Source organism: Microbacterium sp. UBA1097 (assembly GCF_002313585.1).
Classification (GTDB): domain Bacteria; phylum Actinomycetota; class Actinomycetes; order Actinomycetales; family Microbacteriaceae; genus Microbacterium.
Window position 1 is genome coordinate 84258 of sequence record NZ_DCBW01000005.1, and the last position, 12731, is coordinate 96988.

14 protein-coding genes and 2 tRNA genes are annotated in these 12731 nt (G+C 68.1%); 9 read left to right on the top strand and 7 right to left on the bottom strand.

Going from position 1 to position 12731, the window contains the following annotated elements; all coding sequences use genetic code 11:
* The first annotated feature begins 28 nt into the window (after window positions 1-28).
* On the top strand, window positions 29-748 hold the full coding sequence (locus B4F19_RS00750) for a MarR family winged helix-turn-helix transcriptional regulator (protein ID WP_292732244.1): 720 nt from the start codon (window positions 29-31) through the stop codon (window positions 746-748).
* Window positions 749-880: 132 nt separating this feature from the next.
* Here B4F19_RS00750 and dcd read toward each other — a convergent pair whose 3' ends face one another.
* Together dcd and B4F19_RS00760 are read right to left on the bottom strand one after the other, a co-directional pair.
* Complete coding sequence (gene dcd / locus B4F19_RS00755) at window positions 881-1474, bottom strand: dCTP deaminase (RefSeq protein ID WP_292732246.1); 594 nt, start codon at window positions 1472-1474, stop codon at window positions 881-883.
* 31 nt (window positions 1475-1505) lie between these two features.
* Window positions 1506-2618: a substrate-binding domain-containing protein gene (locus B4F19_RS00760; protein ID WP_292732248.1), complete on the bottom strand. Its 1113-nt coding sequence runs from the start codon at window positions 2616-2618 to the stop codon at window positions 1506-1508.
* Window positions 2619-2838: 220 nt separating this feature from the next.
* Between B4F19_RS00760 and B4F19_RS00765 the strand changes: the two genes are divergently transcribed.
* Both B4F19_RS00765 and B4F19_RS00770 read left to right on the top strand, forming a co-directional pair.
* Window positions 2839-2912: transfer RNA gene (locus B4F19_RS00765), tRNA-Gly, on the top strand.
* Between the two features lie 91 nt (window positions 2913-3003).
* Window positions 3004-3069: transfer RNA gene (locus B4F19_RS00770), tRNA-OTHER, on the top strand.
* A gap of 62 nt (window positions 3070-3131) precedes the next feature.
* On the opposite strand, the gene B4F19_RS00775 is transcribed toward B4F19_RS00770, so the two are convergent.
* The gene (locus B4F19_RS00775) at window positions 3132-3326 is read right to left on the bottom strand and encodes a hypothetical protein (RefSeq protein ID WP_292732250.1); all 195 of its coding nucleotides are present in this window, start codon (window positions 3324-3326) and stop codon (window positions 3132-3134) included.
* A 208-nt stretch (window positions 3327-3534) separates the two neighbouring features.
* Here B4F19_RS00775 and B4F19_RS00780 point away from each other — a divergent pair, with 208 nt between their 5' ends.
* Genes B4F19_RS00780 through B4F19_RS00790 form a run of 3 tightly spaced genes read left to right on the top strand, consistent with a single transcriptional unit; the run spans window position 3535 to window position 6001 of the window.
* Complete coding sequence (locus B4F19_RS00780; RefSeq protein WP_292732252.1) at window positions 3535-4218, top strand: TetR/AcrR family transcriptional regulator; 684 nt, start codon at window positions 3535-3537, stop codon at window positions 4216-4218.
* 42 nt (window positions 4219-4260) lie between these two features.
* Window positions 4261-5202 (top strand): ABC transporter ATP-binding protein, encoded by a 942-nt coding sequence (locus B4F19_RS00785; RefSeq protein ID WP_292728190.1) that lies wholly within the window; start codon window positions 4261-4263, stop codon window positions 5200-5202.
* Window position 5203: 1 nt separating this feature from the next.
* Window positions 5204-6001: an ABC transporter permease subunit gene (locus B4F19_RS00790; protein WP_292732254.1), complete on the top strand. Its 798-nt coding sequence runs from the start codon at window positions 5204-5206 to the stop codon at window positions 5999-6001.
* Between the two features lie 3 nt (window positions 6002-6004).
* Here the strand turns inward: B4F19_RS00790 and B4F19_RS00795 are convergent, their stop codons facing one another.
* Complete coding sequence (locus tag B4F19_RS00795; RefSeq protein ID WP_292732256.1) at window positions 6005-6841, bottom strand: PfkB family carbohydrate kinase; 837 nt, start codon at window positions 6839-6841, stop codon at window positions 6005-6007.
* Between the two features lie 123 nt (window positions 6842-6964).
* Between B4F19_RS00795 and B4F19_RS00800 the strand changes: the two genes are divergently transcribed.
* Entirely contained in the window at window positions 6965-7933 is a 969-nt protein-coding gene (locus B4F19_RS00800) for a nucleoside hydrolase (protein WP_292732257.1), read from the top strand.
* Between the two features lie 21 nt (window positions 7934-7954).
* Here B4F19_RS00800 and B4F19_RS00805 read toward each other — a convergent pair whose 3' ends face one another.
* Complete coding sequence (locus tag B4F19_RS00805) at window positions 7955-8818, bottom strand: EamA family transporter (protein WP_292728224.1); 864 nt, start codon at window positions 8816-8818, stop codon at window positions 7955-7957.
* Between the two features lie 64 nt (window positions 8819-8882).
* A complete protein-coding gene (locus tag B4F19_RS00810) occupies window positions 8883-10175 on the bottom strand; it encodes a serine hydrolase domain-containing protein (protein ID WP_228179505.1) in 1293 nt (430 codons plus the stop codon).
* 79 nt (window positions 10176-10254) lie between these two features.
* Between B4F19_RS00810 and B4F19_RS00815 the strand changes: the two genes are divergently transcribed.
* Together B4F19_RS00815 and B4F19_RS00820 are read left to right on the top strand one after the other, a co-directional pair.
* The gene (locus B4F19_RS00815; protein WP_228179504.1) at window positions 10255-10563 is read left to right on the top strand and encodes a DUF2470 domain-containing protein; all 309 of its coding nucleotides are present in this window, start codon (window positions 10255-10257) and stop codon (window positions 10561-10563) included.
* 72 nt (window positions 10564-10635) lie between these two features.
* Window positions 10636-11301 carry a heme oxygenase (biliverdin-producing) gene (locus B4F19_RS00820; RefSeq protein WP_292732259.1) on the top strand — a complete coding sequence of 222 codons (666 nt, stop codon included), beginning with the start codon at window positions 10636-10638 and terminating at the stop codon, window positions 11299-11301.
* Window positions 11302-11308: 7 nt separating this feature from the next.
* Here B4F19_RS00820 and B4F19_RS00825 read toward each other — a convergent pair whose 3' ends face one another.
* Entirely contained in the window at window positions 11309-12685 is a 1377-nt protein-coding gene (locus tag B4F19_RS00825) for an ATP-dependent DNA helicase (protein WP_292732260.1), read from the bottom strand.
* Window positions 12686-12731 lie beyond the last annotated feature (46 nt).

A 12731-nucleotide genomic window follows, 5' to 3' on the forward strand; every position in this document is an offset into this window, starting at 1 on the left:
GGGTTCTGCCCGCCAGAGCGGATTCCCCATGAACACCCACGAAGAACACCACGAAGACGCTCCCGCCGGGAGCGACCGCCCGCTCGGCTACTGGCTGCGCCTGGTCGAGGCCCTGATCAGCCGCGAGTTCGACACACGCCTCGCCGAGTGCGGCGCTGACCGCCGCGATTGGATGCTGCTGGGCGTCATCGACGGCACGCCCGCCTGGGCCCGAGCACCTCGAGGCAAGCGGATGCGCCGCCTCGAGGAACGCGGCTGGATCGAGCAGAACGGATCCGGCGACTGGACGCTCACCGACGCCGGTCGTGAGATGAAGGAACGCCTCGCCGAGGCCGTGTCCGGCATCCGTGAGAGCGTCTCGGGCGCCGTCTCACCCGAGGACTACGCCACGACCATCGCGTCACTTCAGGCGATGGCCCGCGGACTCGGCGGAGAGCAGGAGCACGACCTGGACCCGGACCTCGGCTTCGGCCGGTTCGGCCGCGGGCGGCACGGTCGCCCCTTCGGACCGGGGTTCCACCCCGGATTCGGACGCGGCTTCGGCCCCGGTTTCCGTCCGGGGTTCGGTCCGGCGTTCGAAGCCGACAACGATGCGCGCCATTGCGACGACGGCCGTGACCACGGCTCGCACCGACAGGGTCACCGTCACGGCAAGCCTCACCGGGGCGAGCACCGCCGCGGCGAGCGCGCCTACGAGCGGGGCTTTGACGCCGGCTTCACGCGCGGTCGCGAGTCAGCGGCAAGCTGAGGCATTCCGACCCCAAACACACCTATCGGTCGCGTCGTCTTGCGGGTTCGGCTCACGTCAACCCGCAAGAAGGCGCGACCGAACTGTTGCTGGCGGCTCGCTGAGCCAGAGACAGGATGACTAAGCGCCGGACTACTCCGCGGCGCGGGTTCCGACATCCGTGCGGTGAAAATTCTGGTGCGAACGGGATGCCGTCGGTCCGCGTTGTCCTTGGTAGCGGTTGCCGTACGGGCCAGATCCGTAGGGGTTCTCGGCGGGAGACGACAGCCGGAAGAAGCACAGCTGCCCGATCTTCATGCCGGGCCAGAGCGTGATCGGCAGGGTAGCGACGTTCGACAGCTCGAGGGTCACGTGGCCCGAGAAGCCAGGGTCTATGAACCCCGCAGTGGAGTGGGTGAGCAGCCCGAGCCGCCCGAGCGAGGATTTGCCTTCGAGCCGCGCGGCGATGTCGTCGGGGAGCGTCACCTGCTCGAACGTCGAACCCAGGGCGAACTCGCCCGGGTGCAGGATAAACGGTTCGTCGGGTGCCACTTCGATCAGCCGTGTGAGATCGGGCTGGTCGACGGCGGGGTCGATGAACGGATACTTATGGTTGTCGAACAGCCGGAAGTAGCGATCGAGGCGAACGTCTACGCTCGAGGGCTGCACCATCTCGGCATCCCATGGGTCGAGCGCGACCCGACCGGCGGAGATTTCATGACGGATGTCGCGGTCCGAGAGCAGCACGAGGCCAGCCTAGAGGACCCCTCGCTCAGCGTCAGCCGAGCTGGTCCGCGGTGTAGTACCAAGTGTCGACGATCTTGGCCTGGCGAGACTGCTCGGTCACGATCTCCGGCCATACGAGGCGAGTGGTCACCGAGCCGGTGTTCGTGAAGTAGTCCTCCGTGCGCGAGAGCGCCGCCTCTGTGCCATTCAGCTCCGCAACAGCGGTTTCGGCGGCAGTTCGGGCAAGGACACGGATGTCGGAGAACACCGTAGCGTCGAGCCCGTTGCCGAGGGATCTGATCGTTGCCGGGTCGTCGCCGACAGTCGTGACGATGACGTCCGATCGGCCGGAATCAGCCAGCGCGGCACGAACGCCGTCGGCGACTTCAGCGGATGCCGTCACCACGGCAGAGAGCTTCTCGCCGTCTGCGTAAGACGATTCGAGGATCGACGTCATCCGCGCCTGGGCGGCTTCGCGCGAGCCGTCAGCCGTTGCGACATCCTCGCCGTCGATCTGGCCCGAGCCCACGACGAGATCGCCGGACTCAAGATAGGCGGCGAGGCTGTCGCGAACCGAGCTGTTGTAGAAGAACCAGTAGTCCCAGTCGTCGGTGTCTGCGCCGAACACTTCGATCCGGAACGGGTCGTCGACGACGACGCCCGTGGGATTGCCCTGCTCGTCGCTGAGTCCGAGCGCAGCGGTGGCAGCAGCCCCCGCTCCGTATCCGAACCCGTAGAGGTCGGGCGCGACGAAGAAGTCGACGCCGACCGCGTTGATCGGGAGCCGGTCGAGCGCGATCACGTCGACGCCGGCTGCCTCTGCGGTCGCCAGGCCGTCCACGAGGCCCTGCTCGTCGGCCGCTGTCACGATCAACACGTCGACGTCGGCAGCGATCAGCTCCTCGATCCGGGCATCCTGGTCGGCGGCATCGGCATAGTCCACGGTGACCGTCACGCCCGCCTCATTGAGAAGCGACTCGAGCGCGTCGCCGGCCATGGTCCACCGCGGCTCGCCGCTTGCCGGGAGCACGACACCGACGGAGCCGCTGGCTGTGCCCTCCAGCGGCGTGAGCGTCGGCGAAGGCAGAGGTGTGGACGTGGCCGAGCAGCCTGCCAGGCCGAGTCCCGCCATGACTACCAGGGCGACGAGTGCGCGAGTTCTCACCACGGTCCTTTCACGATCACCGCGGATGACACGGATGACCGAGCACGAATCGCGGGCGACGCGCGAGTTTCTCTCGCGATCGTGCACCGGGCACCAACGGGCGGCGTCCTGCGGGTAAACCACGTCTGTTGCAGCGGTGAACCGAGGCTGTGGGGGCGTTGCAGGATTGCGGTCACTCCCCGGACTCGCCTTGATATGCTGGCGGGGCGCTTCGGCGCATGGGGCTGTAGTTCAATGGCAGAACTTCTGCTTCCCAAGCAGACAGCGCGGGTTCGATTCCCGTCAGCCCCTCCACTGCCCTCGCGTGCGGCCGCAGGCCGTGCGGGAGGGCATTCGTGTGGTTGCCGTAGGAACCGGTCCGCCCGCGGGCGGGCCCACGCCGCCGGAGGCTACGCGCGCCGCGAAGCGGCGTGTGGAGTGGCGGTGGGTTCGATTCCCGTCAGCCCCTCCAATGCCCGAGAACATCGAAGGCCCACGCAGTACTCTGCGCGGGCCTTCGGGTTCAGGGGGACGTCAGTCTCGGGCTTCTTCCTTGACGTCGTTGCGAGCCTTGATGGCGTCGCGTTCGGCCTCCGCCTTCTTGACGTCAGCTTCGGCCGACATCTCTTCGGCCTTGTCCTTGACGCGGTCGACGCCGTCCTGGATGGCGTCGGCAGTGTTCTCCGCAGCCTCCGCGAGGTTCTTTCTCGCATCGTCCATGAATCCCATGGGGTCTCCTTTCGTCTGCAGAGCGCGTACTCACGTCGCAATCGATGAGATTAGCTGACCTGTTCGCCGCTTCCCAGGGGCTTGCGGGATTGGGCCTGACCAGACATAGTTCGCGTCGGCGGGCCTGATCCTCCAGACGCCAGCAACGGAGGCCGGCGCCCCTTGACGGCACACTGAACAAGTGTTTAACCTGTTGAACATGCGTTCAATGCCTGACGCCTCGACCCGAGAGCGGATCCGCGATGCGGCCATCGCGGCTTTCGCGGAGCGCGGTTTCGACGCAGCGAGCCTGCGCGACATCGCACAACGGGCGGGCGTCAGTGCCGCTCTGATCGTGCACCACTTCGGCTCGAAGGAAGGCCTGCGCGAAGAGTGCGACGCCCATGTCGTCCAGACACTGGTCACCGACAAGGGGCGCCTCGCAGGTGGCGGTGCGTCAGCGATGATGCGGGAGGCCCTCGCTGACCGCCAGCGCTATGAGCCGCTGCTGGACTACATGTCCCGGATGCTGACATCCGACACCGCGGCGGCAGACGATCTGTTCGACTCCTTGGCCGCCGCGACGCGCGACCTGCTCGAGCAACAGGCCGCGGCCGGGATGATGCGCCCACAGTCCGACATGGACGCGACCGTCACCGCAGTGACGCTGTACGGCCTCGCCCCGGTGCTGCTGCGCCGCCAGCTCGCTCGCAGCCTCGGTGAGGACGGCCTGACCGAGGCGCTTCTTCGCCGGCTCCCCCTGCCACTCCTGGAGCTCTACACCCACGGCATCTACGCGGACGACCGGCTGCTGACCGCCGCGCAGGACGCGCTGGCGCGACCCCTCGGCCCGCCCTCGGGCAAAGGTGAGAACGACCCGCACCAGGATCCCGACCCGCCGCTGGCCGGCTGACCCCGGCATCCATCAACACTCCAGCGACGAAAGGAGCAGGGGATGACCCCTGCCATTGAACTGAACGACCTGCGCAAGCAATACGGGCGGCGCACCGCCCTTCACGGCCTCACCCTCACGGTAACTCAGGGCACGGTGTTCGGCCTGATCGGCCCCAACGGGGCCGGCAAGACCACGACTCTCCGGATGCTGGTCGACATCATCCGGCCGACCAGCGGCACCGCCCGCGTCCTGGGAACTGATCCGCGAACCGGCGGGGCCGCGCTCCGGCGACGCATCGGTTACGTCCCCGGTGAGTTGCGGATGGAGGGACGCGCCACCGGACGACGTCTCCTCGACTTCTACGCGAGCGTCTCGGGGCCGGTGCGCCAGGGACGGATCGAGCAGCTGGCCGAGCGTCTCTCGTGCGATCTGTCCCGTCCCGTCCGCACCCTCTCGAAGGGCAACAAACAGAAGCTCGGGCTCATCCAGGCATTCATGCACGAGCCACCGCTGCTCATCCTCGACGAGCCGACGAGCGGACTGGACCCCCTCATGCAGCGCGAGTTCCTCGGGCTTGTGCAGGAGGCCCGACACAACGGCCAGACTGTCCTGCTGAGCTCTCATGTCCTCAGCGAGATCCAGCAGGCAGCTGACGACGTCGCGGTGCTCAGCCAGGGCCGGATGGTCGCGGCGGGTGCTGTCGACGAGCTCCGGCTCGGCGCCGTGCGCCGCATCCGGGCTGTGATGACGGATGCCGACCCCGACGCGGTCCGCGGCGCACTCACACCGCTGTCGCCGGCCACGCCTCCCGAGGTTCGCGCGCAGGATGACCGGGTGATCGTGCACGCCACGATCGAGGGTGAAATCGACCCACTCGTGAAGGCACTGGCCCGTTTCCACGTGGCGGAGCTGCTGATCGAAGAGCCCGACCTCGAAGAGTCGGTGTTGCGCCTGTACGGCGCCGCGAGCGCCGATACTTCCGCAGCGATGGGAGGCGAGTGACATGGCCGGTGTGCTTCCTGTCGCAGGCCGGAACCTGCGCGACTCCTGGCGCGGGCTGCTCGCGTGGGCGCTGGGTCTGACCGCGGCCCTTGCTCTGTACCTTCCCCTGTTTCCATCGTTCGGCAGCAACGGCTCGCTCGAGGAGATCATCGCCACCCTTCCCCCGGAGTTGGTCGACGCGCTCGGCTATGACCAGATCGGCACCGGCTCGGGATATGCGCAAGCAACCTTCTTCGGTCTGATCGGTTTCGCGCTCATCGTCATCGCAACCACCGCCTGGGGAGCGAGCGCGATCGGTGGCGCCGAAGAGAACGGCCGCCTGGAACTCGACCTCGCCCACGGCATCGGCCGCGTTGCCTATGTCCTCGAGAACGCGCTGGCTATCCTCGTCAAGCTCATCGCGCTCGGCGTCGTCATCGGCGTGGTGGTCGGGGTCCTCAACGGTCCCTCGGAACTCGGGCTCGAAGCATCCGGAATCGTCGCTGCCACAGCAGCCCTCACGGGGCTGGGGGCACTGTCTGCCACAGCCGCGCTGCTGGCCGGAGCGATCTCCGGTCGCCGGATCGCCGGGGTCGCGGCCGGTGCGGGAATCGCCGTCTACGGGTACGCACTTCAGGCTGTCGCGAACCAGTCCGAGGATCTCGCGTGGGTTGAACGGCTGTCGCCGTACTCCTGGGCCTACAGCGAGGCGCCGCTCGAATCGGGATTCAGCTGGGGCATCGCAGCGGTCTGGGGTGTCGCGATCGTGCTGACGGGCGCGGCAGCTCTCGCCCTGCGCTCGCGCGACGTGACCGGCTGAGCGCTACCGGTACTCAGCGAGAGAACGAAGGGGCGGCTGGGCGCCGACGTGGGTCACCGCGTCGGCGCCCACAGCGCACGCGGCAGCGAGCGCAACCTCGTCGGGCCACCCGGCGTGGATGGCAAGCGTGATGGCGGCACTGAATGCGTCCCCCGCCCCAACGGCGCTCACCGCGTCGACCACGGGTGACGGAGCGGTCAGCACCCGCGTCCCCTCTCGCCACAACGAAGCTCCCCGGGCTCCGTGCGTCACGACGACCAGGCGCGCGGCCGACACTGCCGGGAGCGCGGCGAACTCCGCGTCGTTGACGATCACCAGATCCGCACGGCGCAAGACCGTCTCAGAGACCTCGCGGGCGGGCGCGGCATTGAGCGCGAAGAACCCGGGCACGGATGCCGCGAGCGCCTCGATCGCGTGCGGAGGGATCTCCAACTGCGCGAGCACGGCCTCATCGGGCGTGAACTGGCCCGCGCCATCGACCGTATCGTTGGCGCCCGCGCACACCACGATTGTGTTCTCGCCCGCGGCATCCACCGTGATGATTGCCGTTCCCGTCGGTTCTGCGACGACACGGATGCCTGACGTGTCGACTCCCGCGCGGCGCAGGTTCTCGAGCATGGCCCGACCGTCGGCGTCGTCTCCAACGGCCCCGAGCATCCGTACCGCCGCGCCCAGTCGAGCGGCTGCAGCTGCCTGATTCGCCCCTTTGCCGCCGGCGCCCCGAACCGGCCCGACACCACGCACCGTCTCACCGGGGACCGGGAGCTGATCCACGGTGACCGAAATGTCGACGTTGATGCTTCCGACCACACAGAGCGGACCGGGGGCTGGGGATGTCATGTCTACATTCCATCACGCGGCATCACCCCGGCTACGACCAAGGGGTCACCGCGCGATATAACCGAAGGGGTGCGCGACGCGCCCCGGACAGCGCCGTCCGCTCACCTCATCTTCGGGAGCGACATGACTGCGCCACTTCCGCTCTACCTCGACTGCGACACCGGTATCGACGACACCGTCGCCCTGGCCTACCTGCTGCGCTCGCCCCTGGTGGAGCTGGTCGGCATCGGAACGGTCAGCGGCAACACGGATGCCGCGCAGGCGGCCCGCAACACCCTCGACCTCCTGGCGCTGGCGGGCGCGCCCGACATCCCCGTCGCTGTCGGCGCTCACGACCACCTCAGCCACCCCTACAGTGGCGGCGCGCCACACGTGCACGGCGCCAACGGCATCGGTGGTGTCGCCCTTCCCGAGGCAGGAAACACGGCCTCGTATCGCGACGCTGCAGACCTTCTTCTCGAGCTGTCCCACGCTCACGCTGGCGCGCTTCACATCCTCACTATCGGGCCCGTCACCAACATCGCGATCGCTCTGGAGCGAGACCCCTCGCTGCCGTCGCGGATCGCCGGTGTCACGACGATGGGTGGCGCAGCTCTCGTCCCCGGCAACATCACCCCCGTCGCGGAGGCGAACATCTTCAACGACCCCGAGGCTGCCGACGCCCTCGCGCGGGCCGACTGGGATGTGACGTTCGTTCCCCTGGACGTCACGATGAATCACATCCTCACCGACAGCGACCGCGGCCTCTTGCTCGCCTCCGCTGATCCGTTCGCCCGCGCTGTCGGCGAGATCCTCGATCACTACCTCGACTTCTATGTGCCTCAGTTCGGCGCCCGGCTGAGCCCGCTCCACGACCCGCTGGCGGCGATGGCCGCGGCCGGCGCCCCGGGCATCGGCCCTGGCCTGCGAGTTCCCGTCGTCATCGATACGACCGACGGACCCTCTCGCGGCTCGACCGTCGTCGATATGCGCGGGCAGCGCCTCGGCCCTCGCGATCACCAGGGTGTGCGGACCCAGGTGCTCTTCGAGGGCTCCGATACCCTCACCGCGCACCTGGTGTCGACGATCCTCGGCGACGCGGCCGCGCGGTAGCTCGCGGCAGGCGGCACGGGTTCACGGCAAGGGCTCAGCTGGCGCGACATCCGGTCCGTGCGCGCCGGTTGTCGTTCGGGCTGATGCTGCACGCACCGCACCGATGCTCGCGGCGATGACCAACGCGACTCCGACGATCTCGAGCCACGTCATGCCCTGACCGAGCAGCAGCCAGCCGGCAAGGGTCGCTGTCGCCGGGGCGAGACTCATCAAGATCGCGAAGGCGGATGCCGCCAGCCGTCGCAGCGCCAACAGTTCGAGTGCATACGGGATGGTCGAAGACAGCACTGCCACTGCCGCGCCCAACGCGAGCAGATCGACGCGCACGAGCGCGCCACCGGCGGCGATCAACCCCCACGGCAGTGCCGCAAGCGCCCCCACGACCATTGCGAGAGCGAGCCCATCGAGGCGCGGAAACTCACGCCCCACCCGCGCAGAAGCGAGGATGTACAGCGCCCAACTAGAGGCAGCTCCCAGGGCGAACAGCACGCCGAGGGGATCCAATCGGTCCCAGCCGCCGCCGGCCAGGGCGATGACCCCGACGAGCGCGAGTCCCGCCCACAGCCAGGCGCTGGCGCGACGCGCGGCGATCACCGAGAGCACGAGCGGTCCGAGTACCTCGATCGTCACGGTGACCCCGAGAGGAAGTCGTGCGAGCGCCAGATAGAACAGGCAGTTCATGAGGGCGAGGACCAGACCGAACCCGATGACCGATCGCCAGGCTGCCGGCGTATGACCGCGAAGGCTCGGCCGAGCGATGATCATGAGGATGACGGCCGAGAAGCCGAGGCGCAGGAAGACGATCCCGAGGGGCCCGAGGGCGGGGAACAAGAGCACGGCGAGCGATGCCCCGAGCTCCTGACACACCAGACCCGTGACGACCATCCCGACCGCGAACGGCGGCGACGACAGGGGGACGGCGCGCGGTGCGTTCACCCCGCGTCCGTGGTCACGGCTGAGGCAGCGGGCACACCGCTGCGCCGCGGATGGTCTCGGCCTGCTGTTCGGCGGTCCACGGCAGCCCGGCCGCGGGGGCTGTTTCGCCTGCCGCGGCGGGGGCCTTCGAGGCGATCGCGGCAAGTTCCCAGGCGAGGTTGGCGGCAAGCCCCGCGGGAGCCGCGGAGTTGTTGAGGACGACCGCCACAGTGAGGCCGGTGTCGGGGTCGGCGTAGGCAGCTGTGAGATACCCCGGAATCGCGCCGTGCTGACCGATCAGGCCCCCAGCGGTGAAGGCTCCGCCGTCATAGGTGTACCAGGTCGGTGCGCCCGGGTACACCGCGCGGGGGCTATCGAACCGCGTCTGGTCATCTGCCAGCAGTGCGCCGGTGGCAAGCGCCTGCGCGTAGCGACCAAGATCGGTGATCGTCGAGACCGCTCCCGAGTCGGCGTAGCCGATGCTCGCGGATAGCGTGGTGATATCGAGGGGGTCGGCGCACAGCAACTGCCCGTCCTCGCCCGGCAGCGAGTTGTTGCCGCGCAGCGACGGCGTGTCGCTGTCACCGGACGGTGTCGCCGGCTCCGGACCGGGTAGCCACGTGGAATCGAGAGCGAGAGGCTCCGTGACGTACTGCTCGACGAGGTCGGGCAGGGATGTCGCCGTCGCCGTCTCGAGCGCGAGACCGAGCAAGAAGTAACCGGCATCCGAGTCGACGAAGGCGTCGCCGGGATCGGTGGTGCGCTCTCGCCCCATGCCGTAGGCGGCGAGTTCGAGCGGGGGCCACTCGCGGTTCGGGGTCTTCAGCCAGTCATTCCAGAGCGAGGGCGCTGATGCGCCGAGGCCCGACGAGCTGTCGCACAGCTGACCCAGGGTCACGTCTTCCAGGCCGGATGCGCCCCCGACGTAGTCTGAGACCTTGTCGCCAAGGGCGACGACCTCCTTCTCGACGAGCGCGTAGAGCACGTCGCAGGTCATGGCACGCGTCACGCGCGCTGCGCGGAACTCCATGTCGGAGGTGACCTCCTGCGAGCTCGACGGAGACTGCGTCCCGACGCCGGCGACCCAGGAGCCGCTCCAGGGCGCCCAGACGCCCACGATGGCGCCCGACGATCCGGTCGCGGCCATGGCCTCGGCCAGCGCCGCATCCAGCTGCGACTGAGTGTCGGCGGGAAAGCCGCCCTCGACCTGGGCCGGCACGTCGATCTCGACGGTTTCCGTGGGAGCGCACCCAACCAGGGTGGCCGCGAGGGCAACCGTCGCGATCCCGAGGGCGCTCCATCGCCTCCTGAGGATCGTCGCACCCATACCCAACCCCCGTTGTTCGTGCATTCAGCATTCAAACACATCAACATCACACGAAGATCACGGCCCCTACGCTGTGACCATGACGTATCGCTTCGACGACAGCATCCGCACCGGCGTCCTTGCCCACATGAACGGCGACCACGGCGGCGACAATCTTCTGATCGTCAGGGCGTTCGGGCAGGCGGATGCCGTGAGTGCGGTCATGTCGGATCTCGACGGCAACGGCGGCGTGTGGGATGCCGAAATGGGCGATGGCGCGACGGTCACCGTGTCCGTGCCATGGCCGGGGGGCCCCATCACGGAGCGCCCGCAGATTCGGGCCGAGATCGTGAAGCTCTATGACGCGGCGTGCGAGCGTCTGGGAGTCCAGCCCCGACCGCACGAGTGAGTGGCGCCGACCCGCAACCACGGGGACTTTGGGCTTGTCAGGTTCTGCTTACCTGAAGGTACACTGGTGCCCATGACACCCGTGACCCCATTCTCGGCCGCCCTGCGCGAGCGTTCGAGCAATGCCCACTCGGGCAGTGAACACGCCGGCTTCATGAGCGATCTCGTGAAGGGCGAGGGCACGCGCGAGGACTACATCGCGCTGGTCGCCCAGCACTGGTTCATGTACGACGCGATCGAGCGCGCTGCCGAGGTGATGCGCCACGACCCCGTCGCCGCGCCCTTCATCAGCGAGAAGCTCACCCGCATTCCGGCGCTGGAGGCCGACCTCGAGTTCCTCATCGGACCGGATTGGCGCGACCGGATCGCCCCACTCCCGAGTACCCAGCGTTACGTCGACCGGATCAACGAGGTCGGCTCCACCTGGGCCGGGGGATACGTCGCCCACCATTACACCCGCTACCTCGGCGACCTTTCGGGCGGCCAGTTCATCGGCAAGCTCATGGCGCGTCAATTCGGCTTCGAGACCAACGGCATCGGCTTCTACGTCTTCGACGACATCGCCGACCCGCGCGCGTTCAAGGACGTGTATCGGGAGCAACTGGATGCCGCTCCCTGGGACGCCGACGAACAGGAGCGCGTCATCGACGAAGTGCTCCGCGCCTACCAGTTCAACACCGATGTCTTCGTCGACCTTGCCGCCGCCAAGGCTTCGGGCAGCATCGCCGAGATCGCCTGAGCGATCCTCAGGCTCGCCCGCGGACGGCAGCCATGAACCGCTGCACATCGGGGTCGACCCGGATGTCACGGGGCCGCAACGGGCGCGTCAGGTAGAGCCCGTCAAGCGAGGTCAGGCGGCTCAGCGCCACGTAGGTCTGGCCGGGCGCGAAAGCACCCGAGCCCAGGTCGATGATGGCTCTGTCGTACGTCTTCCCCTGCGACTTGTGAATCGTCACCGCCCACGCCAGGCGCAGCGGGAACTGGGTGAACTCCGCCACGATCTCGCGCGAGATCGACCGCGTCGACGAGTTGTACGCGTACCGGAACCTTTCCCAGACGGCGGGCTCGACATCCATCTGTTCACCATCGACCTCCACGCGCACCGTGCCGCCGGCGATCCGCGTCACGGTTCCGATGGTGCCGTTCACCCACCGGGGCGGCTGGCCGAATGTCGACACGTCGTTGCGCAAGAACATGACCTGAGCACCCACCTTGAGCTGCAGTTCCGCGTCGGCGGGATACGCGGCATCCCCACGTCCGAAGTCCCCGCTGATCTCGGCGTGCGCCGTCTGAGTCGCACCCGGCAGCGCATCCAGGTGAGCACGGTTGATGCGGGTGACGATGTCGTTGCGTGTGGCAAGCGTGATGATCGGAGGTTCGTCGGCCCCACCCACCGGCGGGGTGCGAGCGCCAGTGTCGTTGAGCACCTGGGCGATGTCGGCGGTGACCCGACCGTGGCGCACGGCTCCCAGCATCCGGCGGAACTCCGGATCGGATTGCCGATGGATCTCGGCGAGCTCGCGGATCTGGAGCGATGCGCCGTACCGCCCGAGATCCAGCAGCGACGACCCCTCCGATCCGGGAAGCGCCGCGTCCGACCCCGCCCACACCCGCGCATCGAAGAACCAGAACGACCGGTAGTGATCGCGGATGTACCGCTGCTCGTCGCCATGTCGTGGCGGCACCGGCGCGAGCTGGTACGGATCCCCGAACATGACGATCTGCACTCCACCGAACGGCTCGGCACGCCGACCTCGTGCCTGCCGAAGGGAACGATCGATGGCGTCCATGACGTCGGCGTTGACCATCGAGATCTCGTCGATCACGAGGGTGTCGATGGCGTTCAGCAGCTTGCGGGTGGCATCCGGATGCTCGAGGTCGGCGTCCGCGATCAAACCGATCGGCAAGCGCAGCAGAGAGTGGATCGTCTGGCCTTCGACGTTGAGGGCAGCGACACCGGTGGGCGCACAGACGGCGATCTGTTTGCTGGTCCGGTAGGACAGGTGCTGCAGGAGCGTCGACTTGCCGGTTCCGGCCCGACCGGTCACGAACACGTGGTCGCGCGTGTCCTCGATGAGTCGGAACAGCGCCTCTTGCTCTGCGGAGAGTTCGGGCGCCTGCACCGGGCCATGCTACCCAGCGCGCGCCGCGGCAGGGCGTCCTCACAGC